The organism is Thiomicrospira sp. R3 (assembly GCF_029581415.1).
In the GTDB taxonomy this organism is placed as follows: Bacteria; Pseudomonadota; Gammaproteobacteria; order Thiomicrospirales; family Thiomicrospiraceae; genus Thiomicrospira.
Window position 1 is genome coordinate 2,149,150 of record NZ_CP121121.1, and the last position, 24,497, is coordinate 2,173,646.

General features: G+C 45.2%; 17 protein-coding genes. 1 reads left to right on the forward strand and 16 read right to left on the reverse strand.

What is annotated here, in order from left to right; translation table 11 throughout:
• Positions 1 to 85 precede the first annotated feature (85 nt).
• On the forward strand, positions 86 to 892 hold the full coding sequence (locus P8S55_RS10880; protein WP_289224233.1) for a YdcF family protein: 807 nt from the start codon (positions 86 to 88) through the stop codon (positions 890 to 892).
• Between the two features lie 49 nt (positions 893 to 941).
• Here the strand turns inward: P8S55_RS10880 and P8S55_RS10885 are convergent, their stop codons facing one another.
• The 16 genes from P8S55_RS10885 to dnaE form a co-directional block, all read right to left on the reverse strand.
• Complete coding sequence (locus tag P8S55_RS10885; RefSeq protein ID WP_289224234.1) at positions 942 to 3,836, reverse strand: insulinase family protein; 2,895 nt, start codon at positions 3,834 to 3,836, stop codon at positions 942 to 944.
• A 213-nt stretch (positions 3,837 to 4,049) separates the two neighbouring features.
• Positions 4,050 to 6,134, reverse strand: a complete 2,085-nt coding sequence (pnp, locus tag P8S55_RS10890; RefSeq protein ID WP_289224235.1) for a polyribonucleotide nucleotidyltransferase — start codon at positions 6,132 to 6,134, stop codon at positions 4,050 to 4,052.
• A 199-nt stretch (positions 6,135 to 6,333) separates the two neighbouring features.
• Positions 6,334 to 6,597 carry a 30S ribosomal protein S15 gene (rpsO, locus tag P8S55_RS10895; protein WP_289224236.1) on the reverse strand — a complete coding sequence of 88 codons (264 nt, stop codon included), beginning with the start codon at positions 6,595 to 6,597 and terminating at the stop codon, positions 6,334 to 6,336.
• A 116-nt stretch (positions 6,598 to 6,713) separates the two neighbouring features.
• Positions 6,714 to 7,205, reverse strand: a complete 492-nt coding sequence (locus P8S55_RS10900; protein ID WP_289224237.1) for a Crp/Fnr family transcriptional regulator — start codon at positions 7,203 to 7,205, stop codon at positions 6,714 to 6,716.
• Positions 7,206 to 7,216: 11 nt separating this feature from the next.
• Positions 7,217 to 8,008 carry a methyltransferase domain-containing protein gene (locus tag P8S55_RS10905; protein ID WP_289224238.1) on the reverse strand — a complete coding sequence of 264 codons (792 nt, stop codon included), beginning with the start codon at positions 8,006 to 8,008 and terminating at the stop codon, positions 7,217 to 7,219.
• Between the two features lie 14 nt (positions 8,009 to 8,022).
• Positions 8,023 to 8,937 carry a tRNA pseudouridine(55) synthase TruB gene (gene truB / locus P8S55_RS10910; protein ID WP_289224239.1) on the reverse strand — a complete coding sequence of 305 codons (915 nt, stop codon included), beginning with the start codon at positions 8,935 to 8,937 and terminating at the stop codon, positions 8,023 to 8,025.
• 3 nt (positions 8,938 to 8,940) lie between these two features.
• Positions 8,941 to 9,297, reverse strand: a complete 357-nt coding sequence (gene rbfA, locus P8S55_RS10915; RefSeq protein ID WP_289224240.1) for a 30S ribosome-binding factor RbfA — start codon at positions 9,295 to 9,297, stop codon at positions 8,941 to 8,943.
• Between the two features lie 95 nt (positions 9,298 to 9,392).
• Positions 9,393 to 11,906: a translation initiation factor IF-2 gene (gene infB / locus P8S55_RS10920; protein WP_289224241.1), complete on the reverse strand. Its 2,514-nt coding sequence runs from the start codon at positions 11,904 to 11,906 to the stop codon at positions 9,393 to 9,395.
• 24 nt (positions 11,907 to 11,930) lie between these two features.
• Entirely contained in the window at positions 11,931 to 13,418 is a 1,488-nt protein-coding gene (gene nusA, locus P8S55_RS10925; RefSeq protein ID WP_289224242.1) for a transcription termination factor NusA, read from the reverse strand.
• Between the two features lie 12 nt (positions 13,419 to 13,430).
• The gene (gene rimP / locus P8S55_RS10930; RefSeq protein ID WP_289224243.1) at positions 13,431 to 13,886 is read right to left on the reverse strand and encodes a ribosome maturation factor RimP; all 456 of its coding nucleotides are present in this window, start codon (positions 13,884 to 13,886) and stop codon (positions 13,431 to 13,433) included.
• A gap of 223 nt (positions 13,887 to 14,109) precedes the next feature.
• The gene (locus P8S55_RS10935) at positions 14,110 to 14,733 is read right to left on the reverse strand and encodes a 3'-5' exonuclease (protein ID WP_289224244.1); all 624 of its coding nucleotides are present in this window, start codon (positions 14,731 to 14,733) and stop codon (positions 14,110 to 14,112) included.
• Positions 14,733 to 16,565 (reverse strand): putative nucleotidyltransferase substrate binding domain-containing protein, encoded by a 1,833-nt coding sequence (locus P8S55_RS10940; RefSeq protein ID WP_289224245.1) that lies wholly within the window; start codon positions 16,563 to 16,565, stop codon positions 14,733 to 14,735. Before P8S55_RS10940 ends, P8S55_RS10935 begins: the two co-directional genes overlap by 1 nt.
• Positions 16,566 to 16,688: 123 nt before the next feature.
• On the reverse strand, positions 16,689 to 18,305 hold the full coding sequence (locus P8S55_RS10945; protein WP_289224246.1) for a sodium/solute symporter: 1,617 nt from the start codon (positions 18,303 to 18,305) through the stop codon (positions 16,689 to 16,691).
• Positions 18,305 to 18,535: a DUF485 domain-containing protein gene (locus P8S55_RS10950; RefSeq protein ID WP_289224247.1), complete on the reverse strand. Its 231-nt coding sequence runs from the start codon at positions 18,533 to 18,535 to the stop codon at positions 18,305 to 18,307. Before P8S55_RS10950 ends, P8S55_RS10945 begins: the two co-directional genes overlap by 1 nt.
• Positions 18,536 to 18,723: 188 nt before the next feature.
• Positions 18,724 to 20,679, reverse strand: a complete 1,956-nt coding sequence (gene acs / locus P8S55_RS10955; protein WP_289224248.1) for an acetate--CoA ligase — start codon at positions 20,677 to 20,679, stop codon at positions 18,724 to 18,726.
• 212 nt (positions 20,680 to 20,891) lie between these two features.
• Complete coding sequence (dnaE, locus tag P8S55_RS10960) at positions 20,892 to 24,371, reverse strand: DNA polymerase III subunit alpha (protein WP_289224249.1); 3,480 nt, start codon at positions 24,369 to 24,371, stop codon at positions 20,892 to 20,894.
• Positions 24,372 to 24,497 lie beyond the last annotated feature (126 nt).

Below are 24,497 nucleotides of genomic sequence, written 5' to 3' on the forward strand. Positions count from 1 at the left end.
AGGTTATAGGGACGTGATTTTTTTATTCAAGTAATGTATTAAAAATTTTATTCAAACATATGAAATATAAACCAAAGAGTAACTAATGGACAATCTATTTTTCGTTTTATCAAAACTTAGTTGGGCGGTATTAAGCCCGAGTAACTTTTTAATCTTGGTTTTTATATTGGGCACACTGCTGGTTCTTTTCAAGGGCTATAGGCTGGCAAAATGGGTTTTAATTCCCAATGCGCTGCTGGCAGGCCTGGTGCTGGTCTATCCCGTTGGCGACAAGTTAATTGAACCGCTAGAAAGCCGATTCGCACAGCCGCAGCATCTACCCCAACAGATTGATGGCATCATTATTCTGGGTGGCGGTGAAGATTTAAAACGCTCGCTAAGTTGGAATGTCGCCGAACTAGGTTTAGGCGGCGATCGCTACATTGCCACCAAAAAACTGGCCGACATCTACCCCAATGCACCGGTTATATTTAGCGGTGGCAGCGGTTCGATTCAACTGCAAAATACCGGTAGCGAAGGCGAAATTTCTCGCCAATTATTTGCCGACATGGGATTGGATTTAACTCGTCTTGTTATCGAATCCGAATCACGCAATACCTATGAGAACTTTCGCAATATACAACCCCTTCTAAAGCCCGATGGCGTTTATCTCCTAGTGACCTCCGCATTTCACATGCCGCGCGCTGTCGGCATCGCACAGAAACAAAACATCAACCTCATCGCCTATCCCGTTGACTATCGCAGCAATAGCGCCGAGTTACGACAAATAAACTTTGACTTCTTTGATCACCTAAAAGCACTAGAACCCGGATGGCGTGAATGGATTGGGCTAACCGTTTACTACTGGACAGGCAAAACCAGCGACTGGCTGCCAAAGCAACAACAAGACTAAAGCGGGTTTCAAGTTCTCGATAAAACCTCAAACCCGCTAGGATAGAAAGCTAAAGCTTAATCAACTCAAAACCATTGGCGCTTAGCAGTTCAGATTGACTGGACTGAGTAACGACGGCGCGGGTGGGTTGGGCGTTAAGGTAGCGCTGGGCGAGCGCTTGTAACTGGGCAAGATCGGCTTTCAACACCGCTTGACGATAGGCCATGCGTTTTGAATGGCTACGACCATAGAGTTCATGATAGAAGGCTTTTTTAGCTTCGCCAGCGGGTGAACCGGGTTTATCCATCGCACTCACCACATTCAGCACCGCTTCATCAACCTGTGCTTGAGTGGCATCGCTCATCAACCAGTTAAGCGCACGTTCAAAATCCGCATAGGTATCCATTAAACGCGGATCACGGTAGGAATAAAACACGAATGCGCCTGATTCACTATCAAAACTTGCGCCGCCGCCATAGGCACCGCCCTTCTCACGAATTGCGCTATGCAAAAAGCCATTGCGCAAACACGCGCCTAATACCGAAAGAATCGGCGCATCCTCATGCCCCCACATTGCCGCTGGATAGGCTTGCGCACAGAAATTAACCTGAGTAGATGTCAACCAGGCCTGGTGGTTAATCGCTTGGGGTTTTGCTAGGTTTAATCCATTTAAATTTGTATCAACCTGCCCAACTAAACCATCAAAACCTGACCAGGCCTGGTGATAACCCTGCTCATCTGCGATTAATAATCCGTGTTTATTCGATTGTGCGATTTTTTCACGAATCTGCGCAAGCTGTTCAGCAAAGTGATTAAGTTTTGTGTCATCCGCAAGGTCTTTATCTAATTGCTTGATAAAACGAATCCCTGCCAATCCAGAGCGTTCAAAATTCCATTTTGCCGCCACTGAAAAACTCTGACAAGCCGCACTCATCGCCAAACTATGTCCCGCGCCGGTAATCCGGTGTTCCATTGACGAGCGAATTTGCGCCACAAGGTCTTTTAACCGCTCGGTTTCTTTAAAGTCAACCTGATGCAGGGTTTGTTGCATCAATTGGCTGAGGTCTTGTTGGTGACGATTCAATGCCTTGCCACTGAGGATAACGTGAGTTTGATAGCGTAAAGCATCATCGCCATCCGCGCGTACGACTGAGCGAGCCGACAGCCCTCCGGTTAGTGCTGCCTGCAGCGATTGCGTTTGCAAATAATCACGCCCCCCACTGCCCACCTCGGTTAAACAAGCATTAAACAACGGCATCATCGCTTGTTGGTCTGGGGTTAAATCAGGAGTCGGTATAATCAGTTGTTGATACACCAAACCATTAGTAGCGCGCATATAGCCAGTCATGGTTTTAGCTTGGTGTGTAGGTTCAATTTGCGCCAAGCTAACCTGCACATCGTCTTTGGTAACTTTAGGCAGAATATCTGCGTCATCTAATTGTGCTTGACGCTGCTCAAGTGCTTGAGCTTGATCGATAATGGCTTGTTTTTGCGCCTCTGTTAACGCCGCTTGAATCTGGGCTAATTTGGCTTTTTCTGCCGCTTCACGTTGTGCGCCTAATTGGGCATCTGGCTTGAGCGTTAAACGCACCCTATGCGGATTATCTAACAACCAGGTCTGGATTAAATTTGGAATAAAATCGCTCTTTTCAATCTCGTGTTGCAGCTCAACCAATACCCTATCCACATCCAACATCGCCACAGGATCACCTTGATGCAAAGCGGCTGGCAAGGCACCCAGCATCAGCTCTAAACCATAAGGATGGCTATCGCCACCGACTTCACGCTGGCTTAATTCAAGTTGATGTAACATAGCTTCAACATGCGATTGATCAATCCCTTCCTTAACAATGCGCTCTAACTCATTGATAATTAAATCTTCTATCGCCTGCGCATGGTGCGCTTCTGAACCCTGCACACCGACAACGAACGCCATTTCTTTGTTGGAATCTTCAAGACCACACAGGGGTGAGGGTGCGGTGGCTAACTCGGTTTGTTCCAATACAAATCGCAAAGGCGATGCACTGTTATCAAGCAATACCGATGACAGCAAATGACCTTTAAGCACATCCATCGGGTCACGGTTTAAACCCAGTAACCAGCCAACCACAATATGGGTTTTATTCGCCGTGTCTTCTTCATCTAACGCATAGGTTTGTTCGACCGCTTTGGGTGCGCTAAAACGCTGTTCTGTGGTCACAAAAGTCGGGGCAATCTGCTCATTAAAGCTTGCTAAACCCAGTGCTTCGAAATCGGCTTGCAGCTTGGCTGGATCTTGATTGCCATAGGTCATAAACACCGCATTGGATGGGTGATAATGGGTTTTATGAAAATCGATCAGTTGTTGGTAGCTTAAATCCGGAATGGCTTCGGGTTCACCGCCACTGTTGTAATGGTAGGTCGAGGTTGGGTAAAGCTCGGTGGTGAGGGCTTGCCATAGGGTCGAAACCGGCGAACTCATCGCCCCTTTCATTTCATTAAACACCACGCCTTTATAGGTAAGGGGCGAGCTGGCATCGTCCATTTTTTCAAACTCAAAGCGATGACCTTCTTGCGCAAAATCTAGCGGGTCGAGTTTAGGGAAAAACACCGCATCCATATAGACCTGCAACAGGTTTTGATAATCCTTGTCGTTTTCAGTAGCAAACGGATAGGCCGTCCAATCACTAGACGTAAAGGCATTCATAAAGGTATTGATTGAGCGGCGAATCATCATAAAAAACGGATCACGCACTGGGTATTTTTCTGAACCGCATAAGGTAGTGTGTTCAAGAATATGCGCCACGCCCGTTGAGTCTTCTGGCACGGTTCGCAAAGCTACCATAAATACCTTGTGCTCGTCATCGGCGGCCAAGTGGTAATGCATCGCGCCCGTCGCTTTGTGGCGAAAGGTTTGTACCTTGATAGACAGACTGTCTATAGCTTGTTCATTAATAAATTCAAACGTTTCATAACAATTTTGCATAACACCTCACAAATAAAAAAACCGTCTTGCAACGGATTTTTGTTAGTTTTTAATTTTAAGCCTCGTTCCCACGCTGTAGGTCACGGCCACTCCGGCGAAGGCCGGAATCCCAAACCGACAGCGCACAACCTGAAGAGATCCCGGCCTACGCCGGGATGACGTACAAACTAGCCATCCATTAAGCCTAAACAAAATTCAATGCTCAACACGCCATTAAACGGCTTTAATCGACAGTTTAACGCGCCCTTGCTTGTCTACTTCAGTTAGGCGCACTTTAATTTCTTGGCCTTCTTGTAGATAATCCGCGACGTTTTCAACGCGTTCTTCAGAGATTTGCGATACATGCACCAAACCTTCACGACCCGGCATATAAGACACAAACGCACCGAAATCAACAATCTTCACCACCTTGGCCTCATACACCTTGCCAATTTCAGGCTCAGCGACAATCGCCATAATTCGTGCAATCGCATCATCCGAGCAAGCCTGATCAGACGAAGCAATACGCACGGTACCGTCATCATCCAACTCAATCACCGCGCCAGTTTCTTCGGTTAAAGCACGAATCACTGCGCCACCTTTACCGATGATTTCACGCACTTTTTCAGGTTTAACTTTAATCGTAGTGATACGCGGAGCGGTTGTCGCCACATCCGCATTTGAAGCCCTAATCACTTTTGACATCTCACCTAAAATATGTAAACGCCCTGCTCTCGCTTGGTCAAGCGCGATACGCATGATTTCTTCAGTAATCCCTTCAATTTTAATATCCATCTGCAGCGCGGTAATCCCTTGATCGGTTCCTGCTACTTTAAAGTCCATATCGCCAAGGTGATCTTCATCACCCAAAATATCAGACAAGACCGCAAAGCCAGCCTCTTCCTTAATCAAGCCCATGGCAATCCCTGCAACGGGTGCAGCAATTGGCACACCCGCATGCATCAACGACATACTCGTACCACAAACGGACGCCATCGAGCTTGAACCGTTTGACTCGGTGATTTCAGATACCACACGCACCGTGTAAGGAAACTCTTCTGCTGTAGGTAACATCGCCGCAATACCACGACGCGCCAACATCCCGTGACCAATTTCACGGCGACCCGGTCCACCCATACGCCCACACTCACCGACCGAATAGGGAGGGAAGTTGTAATGCAACATAAAACGGTCTTTGTAGGAACCGATTAACTCATCAACAATTTTCGCATCGGTTTCGGTGCCAAGCGTGGTCACAACCAATGCTTGCGTTTCACCACGCGTAAACAACGCTGAACCATGCACCTTTGGCAACACGCCCACCTGACACTGAATGCCACGAATGGTGTGATTATCGCGACCATCAATACGCGGTTGACCGGCTACTGAACGTCCACGGACGATATCTTTTTGCAACTTGCCAAACAAGCCTTCTAAGGCTTTTTCGGCTGCGCCGTCTGGGTTGGTTTCTGACACTGTTAATGTTACAATCATTTTTGCTTTAGCCGCATCCAAAGCCGCATAACGATCCATTTTATCAGCTATTTGGTAGGCTGCTTCAACCTCAGCACGAATTAAACCGAATACCTGGTCTTTTAACTCGGTGTTTTCAGCCACAGGCTGCCAATCCCAACGTGGTTTGCCAACCTCTGCCGCCAACTCACGCACCGCTTGAATCGCCACTTGCATCTGCTGATGACCAAACATCACCGCGCCTAACATCACATCTTCTGGCAATTCGCTAGCTTCTGATTCGACCATCAACACCGCTGATTCGGTACCCGCAACGCTCAACTCCAAATCAGAATTTTCTAACGTTAATTTAGAAGGATTTAACACATAAGCGCCATCAATATAACCGACAATCGCCGCACCAATTGGGCCGTTAAATGGAATCCCTGAAATCGCTAAAGCGGCCGATGTACCCAACATCGCCGCCACTTCCGTGCCCACTTCAGGATCAAGCGCTAACACAGTCGCAATCACTTGCACTTCGTTCATAAAACCTTTCGGAAATAACGGACGAATCGGGCGATCAATTAAACGTGAAGTGAGTGTTTCAAACTCAGACGGACGGCTTTCACGCTTTAAAAAACCACCCGGAATGCGCCCTGCTGCATAGGCTTTTTCTTGGTAATGCACAGACAACGGAAAGAAATCTTGCCCTTCGCTGGCTTTTTTAGCGCCAACTACGGTCACTAAAATACGGGTATCACCCATACCCACTATTACTGCACCGTCTGCTTGTCTTGCGACTTCACCGGTTTCGAATGTCACTGTATGCTGCCCGTACTGGAATGTTTTTACATGTTTTGCCATCAGATTTTCCTATTATGCTTGGGTTTAACTGAAAACCTGAATCCTTAAACCAACCAGGCCTGGTTGGTTTAAGGATTCAGGTTAAGGTTTCGCAGTTAAACAATGTTAAAAATAAAGCCTTTGTATTGTAACGCTTGATAACATTTAAACCTACAAAAAAGCCCCGACTAGCGGGGCTTTTTTGTTCAGAGGTTTTAATTTACTTACGTAAACCAAGACGTCCGATTAAATCTAAATAACGCTGACCATCTTTTTGATGTAAGTAATCTAATAACTTACGACGGCGGCTAACTAAACGCAACAAACCTACACGTGAGTGATTGTCTTGTTTGTGAGATTTAAAATGCTCAGTTAAGTGCTTGATACGGTGAGTTAATAGGGCCACCTGAACTTCTGAAGAACCGGTATCCTGTGCATTCGCGCCGTATTCAGCAACGATTGACGCTTTAGTAGCTGCATCCATCTTTTTTCTCTCCTTGAGATCGGTTAAATAATTAAAATTTTGTCTCCGCAACCGATAGCAGAAACAGCAAACCTATTATCCATATTTTTTAAAAAAATACAAGAATTCCAAAATGATCAATGGCGCCCATAACCACGAACATAATGCTCAATTTGAGCCATATTTTCGCTCATCGAGCGCACAAGGTGATCCAAGCTCACCACAGCATTTTCAAGAATATTAACCGCAATAAAAGGTTGTTCAATTTTTAAACGATCGTACATAGGTCGAGTTAACGCCAAGATTTTAACCTTCTTCGAGGCCGCATACATCCTTAAATTACGAGGCTTACGGTCAAAAAACGACATTTCACCGACTAGATTTCCAACGCCTTGAATGCCGACGTTTACATCGTCTTGACCATCAAAACTATTAAAACCCACTTTACCCTTAATAACAAACATCATACAGTCACCTACATCGCCCATATCAGAGATAATCTGATTGCGCTCAAAGGCTTTATCTTGAAGATAGTGCGTTAAAGTATCGACCTCAGACAAAGTGAGGGATTCACAAATCAGGTTTTGCTGAAAGTATTCAAAAAGTTCATTTGCCGTCATGCTAATCATCTACCTATTCCTTATTTTCGCCTGGCTAGAAAACTCGCCACAGGCCTGCCATCGTTAAGTGACTCTATTTTATCAACTATCACATCAAATTCACTAAATTCTTTTGCCAGCTCACCAAAACGTAGAATATAGTTAGGATTCTTTGGCGAACCAAAGGCATCAACACCTTGAACAAAGGTTTGTATTAAAACATAGCCATCTGAACGGCAATGCTTGCGCATAAATTCAAATAAATCACGATCCAAAAACCGAATCATCATAATCAAGTCAAAGGATTCTTTGGGTAAAGACGCTGGTTTACGCAGGTCTTTTTTAAGCCAATCCACCTTAACATGATGCAGCTCAGCAAGGGCTGTTGCGCAGTTCAACACTCTTTGCTGTTCGTCAATTGCACTAACCTGCCAACCCTGCTGCGCTAAATAAATCGCATCACGCCCTCCACCGCAACCTAAGTCCAACGCATGCTTAAACTTGGGTTGTAAATAGCTTAACTGCTCAATAAGTAATGAATTAGGTCTCCAGGCTTTAAAGCGATTTTCTCCTGATCGGATAACCAGGCCTGGTTGCAGAAGATAATCCGGCGTTTTCATCTCTGCAACGCGATAATCCTTTTCAAGCAAATACTTTGCCGCTGCCTGTAGGCTATCGCTTGGTGCAATTAAACCCAAAGGCTGGGTTCGATCCGGTAGAGCATTCAAACAGGATTGCAAGTACGGCCAATTTAGGTTTATAGAATAAGGTAGATGTGCTTTCAGGTAGGATGCTTTATCGCGCAAATCGACCCAGACAAGATTAGGCTGCATGGTCGTAAACCTGTTTAAACCGGTGTAGCAAGGTTAAATCCACGCTTAATTTTTAACCGCTGCTTATCCGCTTGCCATTCGCCCACCGCAAAGATATGTTGTTGTTCGTCGTACAAACGAACTAAACAGCTTTGCTCAGGATCACTGGGTTTTACATCAAATAAAAACCCACCCATCCATAAATGATCTTTCTGCTCTGATGTCAGATACAAGGATTGATAATCAGTTAGCGCAATATCAAGAGGCAATAAATTAGTATTACGGTAACGAGCTATTTCTTCAATTGGCTGCATCATCTGCGAATGAAAAACACCGGTTTGGGTGCGATGCAGTGCCACCAGATGCCCCACCGTGCCTAGGGATTGGGCAATATCTCCGCCTAAAACACGAATATAAGTCCCTTTAGAACAATGCACATCAAAACGAATTTGATTTTGATCAAAATCAATCAGCTCAATAGCCCGTATTTCCACCTCGCGCGGTTCGCGCTCGATTTCAATCCCCTGACGGGCATAAACATGCAAAGACTGCCCTTCATGTTTTAAAGAAGAATACATCGGTGGAACCTGCATAATCTTACCTGAAAACCTAGCCAGTGCAGACGCTACACTCTCCAAAGTCAATTCTGGGACACTAGCACGCTCAATAACCTCACCCTCGTGATCACCCGTATCCGTTGCCTCACCCAACAGCAAGGTGGCGGTATAACGCTTATCCGAGGCAAGTAACATACTGGAAACCTTGGTTGCCTCACCCAAACAAACAGGTAACAATCCGGTTGCAAATGGATCTAGTGTGCCGGTGTGCCCCGCTTTTTTTGCGTTGTAAAGCTTTGAAACTTGTTTAACCACATCCGCTGAGGTCAAACCCGGTGCTTTATTAACTAATACAATACCGTTCACTGCACGGCGACGACTTCTTCTCTGCATAGACTAATAAAGGGCTTTTTTAATTAATTGCTCAATATGATCAACATGATCGGGTACAGTATCGTAGTGAAAACGAATATCAGGGGTAATGCGTAAACGTAATTGCTTGCCTAGTTCAGAGCGAAAAAAACCCTTCGCTTTTTCCAAGGCTTTTTTAGCATCTAGGATAGCTTGATCCCCTTCCTTGCACCCCATTACAGTGAAGTAAACCTTGGCGACACTTAAGTCCTTGCTAACTTTACACTCGGTCAATGTTAAACCTTGTAAACGTGGATCTTTAACATCACGGCGTAACAAATTTGATAACAAACGAAAAATCTCTTGCGACACCCTATCGGTGCGACTAAAGTCTTGACTCATATTTTATATCATCCATCAGACCAGCAGGCCTGGTTATAAAAAAATGCCCATTCGGGCATTCTAGGGTATATCTTAAACCTTAACTAAGTTATCACTTAATCCAAGGTACGTTTAACCTCGTAACGCTTAAATACTTCAATTTGGTCACCAACGCGAACATCATTATAGTCCTTAACGCCAATACCACACTCCATTCCTTGACGAACATCCTTAACATCATCTTTAAAGCGACGTAACGACTCAAGTTCACCTTGGTATATCACTACGTTATCACGAAGTACACGAATGGGTTGACTACGTTGTACCGAACCTTCAATAACCATACAGCCAGCAATTTGACCAATCTTCGGTGCTTTAAATACATCACGTACTTCAGCCACGCCAATAATCTCTTCTCGCTCTTCAGCTGAAAGCTTACCTTCAATCGCGCGTTTCACTTCATCAACGACTTCGTAAATAATACTGTAATAGTACAAGCCAACACCTTCACGCTCAATTAAACGCTTCGCGGTTGCATCAGCTCGCACGTTAAAACCAAAAATAAGCGCATCAGAAGCAATCGCCAAGTTAACATCACTTTCCGTAATGCCACCCACGCCGCTGCTTACTGCATTAACCTTAACTTCTTCGTTGCTTAAATCAGTTAATGCATTTGAAATGGCTTCAATCGAACCCTGAACATCGGCTTTTAATACAATGTTCACTGACTTCACCTCGCCTTCAGCCATCTTGTTAAACATATTGTCCAACTTAGAACTCTGCTGACGCGCAATTTTGACTTCTTTAAACTTACCTTGACGGAATAACGCCACTTCACGCGCTTTACGTTCGCTTTCAACAGTGATCATTTCATCACCCGCAGCAGGCACACCCGACAAACCTAAGATTTCGACAGGGAAAGACGGACCGGCTGAATCAACCGTCTTACCTTGCTCATTCACTAACACACGTACGCGACCAAATTCCATTCCACAAAGGGCAATATCGCCTTTTCTCAAGGTACCCGACTGAACTAAAACCGTGGCAACCGGACCGCGCCCTTTATCAAGACGCGACTCAATAACCACACCTTTAGCATGACCTTCAGTCGGCGCGTCTAATTCCAGCATTTCAGCACTCAGCAAAATGGCTTCTAATAATTTATCGATGCCAGTACCTTTTTTAGCTGAAACGTGAACAAACTGAACATCACCACCCCATTCTTCAGGAACCACTTCTTCAGCCACTAATTCTTGCATTACACGATCTGGGTTAGCACCTTCTTTATCCATTTTATTGATAGCAACAACAATCCCCACACCAGCGGCTTTAGCATGCTGAATCGCTTCTTTGGTCTGTGGCATCACGCCATCATCTGCTGCAACAACAATAACAACAATATCCGTTACCTTAGCTCCACGTGCACGCATTGCTGTAAACGCTTGGTGACCCGGTGTATCAATAAAAGTAATATCACCATTTGGCGTTTCAACGTGATAAGCACCGATATGCTGTGTAATACCACCCGCTTCGCCATCCGCTGTTTTAGCTTTACGAATATAGTCAAGTAATGAGGTTTTACCGTGGTCTACGTGACCCATAATCGTTACAACCGGCGCACGGTGGACGTATTCGCCATGATACGCCTGCTGCAACACTTCTTCTTCTAAGGCATTTTCTTTTAAAAGAATAGGATTATGGCCAAACTCTTCGACCACAATAGTCGCCGTGTCTTGGTCTAAAACTTGGTTAATGGTTACCATTGTGCCAAGCGTCATCATATACTTAATAACTTCAGCGACTTTAACCGACATTTTATCTGCGAGTTCAGCGACTTGGATGGTTTCAGGGATAGTAACATCACGAATCATAGGTCCCGCTGGGCGTTGAAAACCATGCTGGTTATCAGGTGATGCATGCTTGCTTCCAGCATGCTTTTTATTTCTTCGACGACCCGCAGGCGACTCATCGGACACAATTCTTGTTTTTATTGTTTTTTTGGACTTAGGACGGCCGTCTTCCATTTTACTTTCTTGCGCCTTACCTTCTTTACCCTTTTGACCTTTGGCTTTGTTCTCGCCTTTTGGTTTTTGCTCGATGGCTTTATTAACAATCTCACCGGCTGTTGGTTTACGTGGTTCTTTGTCTTGTTTGACTGACGCAGGCGAGTCTTGGGGTTCAGCCGACTTAACCTCCACAGGTACAGCTGCTTCAGGAGATTGCACTTTTTCAGCTACAGCTTGAAACTGCTCTGCCTGTCGAACAGGCTCAGTTGGCTTAGGCACTTCAATCGGTGCCACGGTTGTAACAGCTTCAGCAACCACTTCAGTTTCTGGACGTTTTACATAAGTACGTTTTTTTCTCACTTCAACATTGACTGTGCGTTTACCCGATCCAGTCGAAAGATTGAGTGTTTTAACCTCTTTACGTTGTAACGTTACTTTTTGAGGTTCATCCGCAGTATCACCGTGTAAGCTTTTTAGATAAGCTAACAATGTGCGTTTTTCACCCTCACTAATCGTGTCGTTTTTCGATTTTCCCTTAACGCCAGAGGCGTTAAGCTGTGCTAATAACTTATCTACAGAAAGGTTGAGTGTTTCTGAAAACTTTAATATTGATACATCGGCCATAATTCTTGCCTCTCCCTTGTACTGTTATTCAAACCATGGTGCGCGTGCTTTCATAATTAACGCGGCGGCCGCATCTGCATCGAGATCGACTAGATCAAGAAGTTCATCTGTACCTAGCTCGGCTAAATCCTCTTGTGTTAGCACACCATTTATTGCTAATTGTTTAGCCATATCGTCGGTCATACCCTCTAATGCTAATAGATCATCTGCCGGTTCAGCTAAAACTGTTTTTTCTTCTCTGACAATCGCTTGAGTCAAAAGCGCATCTTTTGCACGCTGCTTTAGCTCGTTAACCAAATCCTCATCAAAACCATCGATTTCAAGCATTTCAGCTGTAGGTACATAAGCCACCTCTTCAATCGATGTAAACCCTTCATCAACTAGCAACTGAGCTAAATCTTCATCAACCTCAAGTGCGCCTACAAACTTTTCAACTTGATTACTTGCTTCGGAATTATGCTTTTCTTCCATAACGGTTTTGCTCATGACGTTTAGCTCCCAACCAGTCAGCTCGGATGCAAGGCGAATATTTTGCCCACCCTTACCAATAGCCATTGAAAGTTGATCGTCTTCGACCGCTAAATCCATTTCATGGCGATCTTCATCAACCATAATAGATGTAATTTCCGCTGGAGCCATTGCGTTAATAACAAACTGTGCATCATTTGGATCCCACTGAATAATATCAATACGCTCACCATTTAGTTCGTTAGTGACCGCTTGAACACGCCCACCGCGCATACCCACACAGGCACCAATCGGGTCTAAACGTGGATCGTTTGCACGTACAGCAATTTTGGCACGAAAACCCACATCACGCGCAGCGGCCATCACATCAATCAAATCATCACCGATTTCAGGCACTTCAATTTTGAACAATCCAATTAGCATTTCTTTACAAGCACGAGACATAAAAAGCTGAGCACCGCGAGGACGATACATGACTTCTTTTAAATAGGCACGTACATGATCACCCATTCTAAAGCTTTCACGCCCAACCAGTTCACTGCGTGGGATAATCGCATCAACGTTGTCTCCCATATCCAAAATCACATCACCACGGTCGATGCGCTTTACCTGACCGGTAAGAATATTACCTACACGTGCGGAGTATTCTTCAACTACTTTTTTACGTTCTGCTTCACGTACTTTTTGAATTATAACTTGTTTAGCCGTCTGCGCACCAATGCGACCAAAGCCGATTGATTCAATTTCTTCTTCGATATAGTTATCGGGTTGTGCGTTTGGATCCTCGTCTATTGCATCCATCATTCGAATGTATAAACCAGGCTCACCCTCAATCGCCATGTCATCTTCAATGATTAACCAACGACGGTAGGTCGTATAGTTACCCGTACGACGATCAATTTCAACGCGAGCATCGATTTTGTCATCATGGTTTTTAATGGTTGCCATAGCTAAAGCTGTTTCAATCGCCTCAAATATAACCTCCTCATCGACGCCCTTTTCATTCGACATGATTTCAACAACGGACAATACTTCTTTACTCATGATTCAACCGCCTTACAGTTCAACAACTAAATTTGCTTTATCAATACTTGAAAATGGAATTTCGTAACTTTCTCTATCCACTTCGACCACAATTTGCTCGGCACTCGCCTCAATCAGCTCACCTTTAAATTTACGACGCCCCAAAATAGGCAGGCGCGAACGCACATTTATTTTTTGTCCGATATAGAGAGTGTAATGCTCTGGCTTAAACAAGGGCCGCTCCATGCCAGGTGACGAAACTTCCAACAGGTAGGCGGACGAGATGGGGTCTTCAACGTCCATAATGGCACTTATTTGTCGGCTGGCTTTAGCACAATCATCAACAGTTACGCCAACTTCGGGACGATCAATATAGATTCTTAATGTAGAATCCTTGCCTGCGGCAATATATTCACAACCCCAAAACACTAAACCCATTGCCGTAATTGCCGGTGCAACAAGCTCTTCAATTTTTTGTTCAAGCCTCACGCTTCTTCCTCTATCAGAAAACTAGGTGAAAAAAACCAATAAAAAACCCCGTAAAAACGGGGTTCTCTAAGCACGAGCTAACCCTAAATACGCGATCAAAGGTTGGCTCATATAAAATTCATTTCAGAAAAACTTCGCAAAGCATACAGATATAAGACTTTGCTGTCAAGTTAATTGCGATTTCATTCTTTAGCCGTTTTGACGGTAGCTCTTAAGCAACACTTTATTTAGCTAGCAGCAATCTATTCAGCTTTACATAAATCATAGCGCTCATTAAGGCATCATTAAACGCATCATGCTGCCCTAAATGGGGTAGATTAAGTTTTGATAAAATCGTTTTGAAACTTAAATCAAATACTTCATGCTCAGGCTGCAACCAATCTTTATAAAACTTTTTATGGTACAACTCAGACACTTCAATCCGTTGGTTGGGCAGTTCAATCCCCAGCCAAGGTTTAATCACCGCATTCACCATCGCTATATCAAATTCCAAATAATAACCGACCAACGGACGCGAACCAATAAACTCAACAAACTGGCGAATCGCCGCCTGCTCATCCAATCCCTGCTCCACATCCATATTACGCAGACCATGAATCACAATACTTTCTGGGTTGATCCCTTGCTGCTGTTTAAACCTTAAGTTTAAACTCTGGCTTGACAAGATTTCTGCACCGCGAATTTTTATCGCACTCAAGGACACGATTTTATCAAGCTTGGTATCTAACCCTGTTGTTTCGCAATCAAAACACACCAGATCGTGATCCAAGGGTCGATCAAACAAAAAACTAAACTCAGGGTCTTTTAGCCGGCATTTCAACCAGGCCTGGTTGAGTAAATTTAACATTAGCGTATGACATCCATTTTAAAATGTTGTTCTATCACTTTTTTAAACTTATTCACCACGCCAAACGCATCCTTGAGCAAATCTTGCTGAAAATGGGTGAGCTGGTCAGTTTGAATTAAATTATCCAGCGGCTCTGCACGTGTTTTTTTATCTAACATTGCCTGCAAGCGCAAGGTGTTAAAAAAGTTTAGAGTTTCACCCAGCTCAATACCAAAGGCTTCATCAAATACATGGCAATTAATTAATTCGCGGATGCGCCAATGGGTGTTGGTTTTTTCAATGCCTTTTTCTAATGCCAAACAACGCACGCCATGCACAATAGGGAAAATGCCGCCCTTTTTAATATCAATCGAATGGCCCTCATCTTTTTGAGTAATCAGTCGACCAAATAAACCAATCGGTGTTTCAAACTGCAACACACTGAGCGCAAACTGTGGCAAAAACATTTGACGCTTATTCACCTGATGCTGTAATACCTGTTTAATCCGATTTAAGCGCATCGCATCGCCTTGTACTGCCTGGGCATCAAACAGAATCGATAAATTCATAAAACTCTCTAACGAGGGTTTTTCAAACCACTCCCTTATCTGAGCCTCAAACTGACTTTGGCTCATACGCCAAGCAGGGTTTGAAATCATAATATCGCCTGGACAAGGCGGAAAACCCAACTCAATCAACTTAGCTGAATAATTTTGACAAAACACAGCCAAGGCATTAGCATCAAGCGCATCGTCATAGACCACCGCATTATCCTGATCCGTACGCACCACCTGCTCAGAACGTCCTTCGCTTCCCATCACAATAAAGCTAGCCTGCGCGAACTGACCGTCCTGATCCAAAATCGCCCACAATCTTGCTTGCAACTTGCGATGTAATTCATTAACTAGCTTAGCGATATAGTGGGTTTTAACCCCCTTATTTGATAACCCAGCGACCAGGTCGTCGATTTGCTGGGTGACTTTTTTCAAATCCTCAAAACTATCTGCTCGCTCCAGCGTCAACATCACCAGGCCTGATTGATTGGCAAACAAACTCATCAACTCTTTTTGGTGCAACACACCAACAAAGCCTTGTTTATCTCGTACCATCAGCCGATCAACACCATAACGCGTCATTTTTAATAAAGCATTAAACAAGTAGTCATTTTGGTGAATGGATATAACCGGATAACTCACCATATCGGCAATCGGGTTCGCCAAATCAAAACCATGAATCGCCAGGCCGCGTAACAAATCAGACGAAGTAATCACCCCCAACTTATCGCCATCCTTAACTAAACAGGCATCGGTTTTATTAGCTTCCATCTGCTCTACGCAAGATTTAATCGAGGTTTGACAGGATATCTCTACCAACGCATGCAAAGGCGCAATTTTCACTGCATCCATCATCGCCTCAGAGGAAGATTCAATCTGCAATTGCTGGTGAAAACGACTGAGTTTTTCGGTGATGTCATTAAAATAAAAAGCCTCAAAATCTGGGTTATTTTTCAACAACTTGTTAAACACCGCATTTGGCAAACGATAAACCAAGGTTTCTTCAATCGCGTGATAGTTAAGTTTGGCTTTTTGATCCAACAGTGTGGATGCCCCAAACTGCGCATTGGTACCATAAATCGCACACTGTCCTGCGCCCTCATCATCCTGACACTCCGATACCCGCCCCTTCATAACAATATACAAAAAGGCATGCTCAGCGAGATCTAATGGAATCCTGTCATCCTTGGCAAAATACACCACATCTAAAGCGCTGGCCGACTGCTCCAACCAGGCCTGGTCAAGCCGGTCAAAAGGATGCAGGCTGTGCAAAAAACGGGTTTGCTCTAATATTGACATAGACCATCCTCAAGATTGTAAAAAAACAAAAAATAGGTGACAAAAGTTGGTGACAAAAAAAGGGAGCCGAAGCTCCCTTTATTATAGTCTAAACACTGGGTTTAGGTTTCTGGTATCAAAAACCTATTTACCGTGTGCTTGTGCCATAAACTCTTCTGTATTACCACGGTCAGCCGTTAAATAACTCACAACGACCGTGACAATTACCGCAAACGGTACAGAATATAACGCAGGGTTAACCAATACATCAATGCCCATTATTGATTTGGTGCCGAAGAAGGCCGCAAAGGTAAAGATCAATGACGAGATTAAACCTGCTGCCATACCAATAATCACCGCCTGGCTGGTCAACTTACGCCACCACACTGCAAATACCAGTGCCGGCGCAAAGGTACTGGCGGCAATACCAAAACACATGGCAACCAACATCGCCACGTTTTGCTCTTTTAACCAAATTGACATTGCAATCGCGCTAAGCGCTAACACACCCGCGCCAATTTTCGCAAAACGAACCTGCTCTTCGTCGGTTGAGTTAGGACGCAATACACCTTTATACAGATCATGCGATAAGCTAGTTGTGGCTGAGATCAATAAACCCGCCGAGGTACTTAGCATCGCGGCCATAGCACCGGCTGCAATCACACCCATTAACAACTGTCCGCCCATCAATTCACCTAACATCGGCATGGTCATGTTGGTTGCAACACCACGCTGACCATCTGCTAGCAACTGAACCAATGTTGGGTATAAAGCATACATCGCAATCAAGCCAACAAAGAAAACGCTGCCGTAGAAAACCGCCAAGCCCCAAATAGTGAACTCAGCTGATTTACGCGCATCTTTGGCGTTAGACACCGTATAGAAACGAATCAAAATGTGCGGCAAACCTAAAACACCCAAGAACAAAGCCAACACCAAACTCGCGTTATTCATTAGGTCACGTAAACCAACACCCGGTGAAATCGCATTCGGTGCATCGGTCATTATGCCACGCACGGTTTCAATCGCCACCGCACTTTGCGCATTGGTCATACCGGCAATTGCGGCCACGGCTTCCGCATTACCTGCGGCCACTAATGGCGGAACAATATCTTTCCCTTCGATGACCATACCGACTGGGTTGCCGCCAAAGAAGGCAATAATACCGAAAATCAACAAGAAGATTAACGCACCAAACAGGATAGCTCCCTGAACGGCTTGGTTATAGCTTGTACCTTTCATGCCGCCCATGATAACGAAAATCGCCATTAAGGAACCGGTTACGATAACCGTGTAAAGGTAGTCCCAACCCAATAACAGGTTAAATAACAAGCCCGCGCCAACAATCTGTGGCACCAAATACATAACACACAATACCAGGGTAGAGATCATCGCAATCATGCGAATGCCTTTTTCCGAGCCTTCATAACGCGCGTTCAATACGTCGGCAACGGTAAACTTACCCACATTCTTTAACGGGCCAGCAATAATCAGCAACACCACAATCCAAGCGGCAAAAAAGCCCAGTGCTAACCACCAGCCATCGACACCCATCAAGGCCACCGCACCGGCCACACCCAAGAAACTGGCGGCAGACGCATAATCACCAAACATCGCCATTCCGTTTATACGAGGCGAAATACCGCCGCCGGCCACATAAAAATTTGCGGTTGATGAGGTCGAGCGACGATGATAATAACTAATATAGAGCGACAGGGCGATACCCAAAATCACCACACCCAGAGCAACAATATTTTCCATTAGTTGGCGCCCTCTTCTTCTAATTGCTCTATTTTTCTAAGGTATAGGCGCGTGATAATCACCCCCGATACGATAATCAACAAGCCACCCCAAACAGCAAGCGGTAAGCCAATGATCTCTAACGCAGCAATATCTTTGAAGCTGGCTGACGTCATTAACGCCACTCCAAAGTAGAGCACGGTATAGATCACCAACAAAATGCCAGCGAATTTAATTCTACCGTCATTCATAGGATTTCCTTTTTTTGTTATCCTCGTTAAAACTTAGCTCTTCTAAGCGAAGAACCCCTACAGCGGGTTATTATGATCAAAAATCCATTCAACCTGCAAGCATTAATTTGCACTTTTTAGCCACATTATACTTAGTAACGCCAAATTTTAATTATGTTCAAAAAGTGCAAAAGAATAGTTTAAACCGTTTATTGTTGCTGCAATTGCAACAACACTGACGGGTCTTCTAAAGTAGATGTATCTTGGGTAATCTGCTCACCCTTCGCGATGGTACGCAGCAAACGGCGCATAATTTTACCCGAACGGGTTTTTGGTAAGTTGGACCCAAAACGAATTTCATCCGGCTTGGCAATCGGACCGATTTCTTGCGCCACCCAATTACGTAACTCGCTAATCATGGCATTGCGCTCATCACCTGCGGGTAAATCGGTATTCAATACGACAAACGCAAAAACCGACTCACCTTTAACATCATGCGGCTTACCAACGACCGCGGCTTCCGCTACTTTTGGATGGGCGACTAAGGCGGATTCAATTTCCATGGTACCTAATCGGTGACCGGACACATTCAATACGTCATCAACACGCCCTAAAATCCAAATATAACCATCGGCATCCTTATGCGCACTATCACCGACCACGTAGTATTTATTATTAAACTTGGCATAGTAGGTATCAATATAACGCTGATCATCACCCCAAACGGTTTGCAACATAGACGGCCAAGGCTTGCGCACGACTAAGTAGCCACCTTGATTATTTTCGATCTCATTACCTTCCTCATCCACCACAGCGGCATCAATACCAGGCAATGGACGGGTACATGAACCCGGCTTTAACGGTGTCACACCAGGGAAAGGTGCAATCATATGCGCACCTGTTTCAGTTTGCCACCAGGTATCTATAATCGGGCATTCGCCACGACCAATCACCTCGTGATACCACATCCAGGCTTCCGGGTTGATCGGCTCGCCCACTGTGCCAAGAATACGCAGTTTTGAAAGATCATATTGCGCAGCAATATCCTTGCCAAATTTCATCAAGGCACGAATCGCGGTCGGCGCGGTATAAAACACCGTAACGCCATGGTCTTGACACACCTGCCAAAAACGACCGGCATCGGGATAAGTAGGCACCCCTTCAAACATTAGAATGGTCGCGCCCATCGCCAAAGGGCCATAGGCCACATACGAATGGCCGGTAATCCAACCGACATCCGCAGTACACCAGAACACATCGTTATCTTTTAAATCGAACATCCACTCACAAGTCAACTGTGTATTCAGTAAATACCCTGCCGAACCATGTTGCACGCCTTTTGGTTTACCCGTTGACCCTGAGGTATAAAGCAGAAATAACGGATGGTCAGCGGCTACCATAACCGGATCATGATAATTACTCATTCCCGCTTCGGCCTCATGCCACCAGATATCGCGCCCCTCTTGCATCTTCACATCCTGTTTGGTGCGCTGATAGACGATGACTTTTTTGACATGATCGCAGCCGTTAGATAGGGCTTGATCAACGGCGGCTTTAAGCGGAATCGATTTCCCGCCACGCATGCCACCATCGGTGGTAATAATCATCTTAGCGCCAGCGTTCTCAGCCCGATCACGCAAGGCTTCAGCCGAGAATCCACCAAACACAATCGAATGAATCGCGCCGATACGTGCGCAGGCCTGCATAGCAATGACCGCCTGCGGAATCATCGGCATGTAAATAATAACGCGATCACCTGGCTTAATGCCTTGAACTTTTAGCGCATTAGCAAAGCGACACACCTCATCATGCAATTCTTGATAGGTATAATGATGAACATCACCCTTGTCGCCTTCAAAAATAATCGCTAACTTGTCACTCTTAGTGTCTAAATGACGATCAATACAATTATAAGACACATTCATTTCACCATCTGCAAACCAGCGGTATAACGGTGCTTTAGCATCATCTAAGGCCTGGGTAAAGGGCTTATGCCAGCTTAGTTTTTCTTTAGCCAAGTCTGCCCAAAAACCAACATGATCTTGTTCTGCTTTGGCATACATTTCAGCGAGCTTGGCTTGACTAATTGTGGCTTGGGCTTTGATGGCTTCTGAAGGTTCAAAAACTCGGGTTTCGGTTAAAATGGATTCAATATTCGTTGACATTCACGCCTCCGCTTGTTTAATAAATAATGGTATAAACATAAAGTTTCGATATTCTACCGTTTTTGGACCTTCTCGGTTTCTCAATTTTATTAAAAGCCTGTCTTACTTCAGTCTTACTTCAGTCTTACTTCAGTCTTACTTCAGTCTTACTTCAGTCTTACTTCAGTCTTACTTCAGTCTTACTTCAGTCTTACTTCAGTCTTACTTCAGTCTTACTTCATCACTACTTGCGGCTGCCAACCCTGTGAGTGGAGTAATTCAATCAATTCATCGTCGGGCTTGAGTGACCAATAGGACTTAAACTGCGCTTTTGCGAACCGATTCTGATACTCAATAACAAGAGGCAGACCCTCTTCAACGCGATAACTCACCACCAAGGCATTCAGTTCTTGAGATTTTTTAGCGTCAAAACCCGATTCCATTGCAATAAGTTTTAATGCCCGAGCCTGCTGAACTCTCATCTCTGCCAGAGTAACAACCTGTTCGGCACTTAGTTTAATACCACCATTAAAGCTATCTTCCTCTACCGTGCCGTACATCAACAACACGGTATCTAGCTGGACTAAATCCTTAACACTACTAAACACCGCTGGGCGCAATACGGCTTCTAAACGTGCGGTGCGGTCATCAAGGGTAACAAACCCCATTTTATCGCCGCCACGGGTATTTTTTGCACGCACGCCCACAACCAGGCCTGCTACCCAGCGTTTATCATATTTATTCGGCGTAAGCTTAGCTAAACTTTGACTCACATAATGATTCAACTCTTGGCGATAAGCTTCAATCGGATGACCACTTAAATACAAACCTAGTGTATCCTTCTCACCCTTTAAGCGTTCACGCTCAATCATTTCGGGGATATCAACCAGGCCTGGTTGGGGCGTAAGATCTGGCTCGTCCGCCATCAACGCACCAAACAAATCATCTTGACCCGATGCCTCATTCTGTAACGCCTGCTCCGCTTGATGCAAAGCCAGGCTAACGCTTGACAACATAGCCTGACGATTAGTATGTAAACAATCCATCGCACCCGCGCGAATTAATGCCTCCATCACACGACGATTGACCTTTTTACCTGATCGCGCTGCAAAATCAAACAAGTCACGAAAAACCCCTTGCACTTGACGCTCAGAAATCACCCCGTCTAACGCCGCCTCACCCACGCCCTTAATGGCACCTAAACCATATAAAATCGTTTTAACATCACTGGCTTTAAATTTAATATCACAGCGATTAATATCAGGCGGCACCACCTCCAAGCCCATGGCATAGCACTCGTTAATCATATGCACCACTTTTTCAGTGTTATCCATATCCGAGGAAATCTGTGCCGCCATAAAATGCGCCGGGTAATGGGTTTTGAGCCAAGCCGACTGATAAGACACCAAGGCATAAGCCGCTGAGTGAGATTTGTTAAAACCATAGCCTGCAAACTTTTCAACCAAATCGAAAATCTTCATCGCCAGCTGACCATCGACGCCATTATCGATCGCGCCCTGCTCAAACTTGCCGCGCTCCTTGGCCATTTCCTCCGGCTTCTTATTACCCATCGCACGGCGCAACATATCCGCCTCGCCGAGCGTGTAACCCGAGAGCACCTGCGCAATTTGCATAACCTGCTCTTGGTAAAGAATAATGCCGTAAGTTGGCTCTAAAATTTCTTTTAGGCTTTCATGCTGATATTGCGCATCGGGATAAGACACGGCTTCCTTGCCATGTTTACGTGCGATAAAGTTATCCACCATCCCCGACTCAAGCGGCCCAGGACGAAACAAGGCCACTAACGCGATAATATCTTCAAAACAATCGGGCTTTAAGCGTCGAATTAAATCCTGCATCCCGCTGGATTCAAGCTGGAATACGCCGGTTGTGCGCCCGGTTTTAATCAATTCAAATACCGCACGATCACCCAATGGAATCCGCGTAATATCGACAAACCCCTCATCACCTGGCTGCTTGCCGGCATTAATCGCCTGCAGCGCCCAATCGATAATGGTTAAGGTACGCAAGCCCAAAAAGTCAAACTTCACCAAACCAATGGTTTCAACATCATTCTTATCCAGCTGGGTGACCACACCCCGACCATCGGCCTCCGAATACATCGGGCAAAACTCGTCCAGCGGTTTCGGGCCGATCACCACCCCACCCGCATGCTTACCGACGTTACGCACCGTGCCTTCAAGCTTTAAACCTAAATCCAAGAGTGTTTTAACATCTTCATCGTTTTTATAGCGTTGTTGCAACTCCTCTTCTTTTTCGAGCGCATCCTTTAGTTTAATCCCTAGTTCGAGCGGAATCAGCTTAGCGACACTATCGACCATGCCATAACCATGACCCAAAACCCGCCCAACATCGCGCACAACCGCCTTGGCGGCCATCGTACCGTAGGTAATAATTTGCGACACATGATCGCGGCCGTAATGACGCGATACATAATCAATCACCTCATCGCGGCGCTCCATACAGAAGTCAACGTCAAAGTCAGGCATCGACACCCTTTCTGGGTTCAAGAAACGCTCGAAGAGCAAATCGTATTCTATCGGATCCAGGTCGGTAATTTTGAGCGCATAAGCCACCAAAGAACCCGCGCCCGATCCACGCCCAGGACCGACGGGGATTTGATGATTTTTGCCCCACTGGATAAAGTCAGCAACGATAAGAAAATAACCAGGAAAACCCATTTGCAAAATGGTATTTAGTTCAAACTCTAAACGCGCGACATACTCAACCTTTTTCTCAGCCTGCTTTGCTTGCGAAAGATGACCAAACAAAAAGGCCAAGCGTTCATCCAAGCCCTTGCGACACTCCAGATCAAAAAACTGATCCATCGTCAGGCCTTCAGGCACCGGAAAATTTGGCAAATAATATTTACCTAACTCCAGCGTTAGGTTACAGCGCCGTGCAATATGCAGCGTATTCTCAATCGCCTCAGGAATATCCGCAAACAGCGCCAGCATTTCGTCAGTAGAGCGTAAATACTGTTGATCGGAATAGGGTTTAGGACGGTTTGGATCATCCAACACATAGCCGCCGTGGATACAACAACGCACTTCATGCGCTTCAAAATCTTCACGCTGCATAAACCGCACATCATTGGTCGCTACCACCGGCAGGTCGTAACGGTTGGCGACCTCAATTGCGCCATGAATATAACGCTCTTCATCAGTACGCCCAGTACGCACCAACTCTAAATAAAAACGATCCGCAAAATGCTTTTGCCACCAACTTGCTCTTTTTGCGACCAAATTGGGCCGTTCGGCGAGTATCGCTTGGCCTAAATCACCCATGCGCGCGCCTGATAAAATAATTAGCCCTTCGTTGTGATCTTCCAACCAGGCCTGGTCAACCAAAGGCAGCTGCTGCATCGCATGAAGCTTTTGATTGGTTAGGTAGCTTTTAGAAATTAAACGAGAAAGATTAAGATAACCCTGTTTATTTTGACAAAGTACCGTAATGCTAAAAACCTCGCCCTCTGCAGACTCTACCCACAAATCCGCACCCAGAATAGGTTTAATTTCTGCGCCACGCGCTGCCGAATAGAATTTAACCAGCGCAAACATATTGCTTTGATCCGTCAGCGCAAGCGCAGGTTGGTTATAAGCTTGAACCTGGGTGACCAGGGGTTTGATATGCAAAAGGCTATCAACCACTGAAAACTCTGAGTGAACATGCAGGTGAATAAATTGGGACATGGGCAAGGAAGTTCGTTTAAATAACAGTCTATTCTAAAGACAAAACTGCTACATTGCTAGTGATAAACCGTCGGAGCGTGCAATCGAAAGTGGCGGCTGGAGATTGCCGTGCTTCGCTCGCAATGA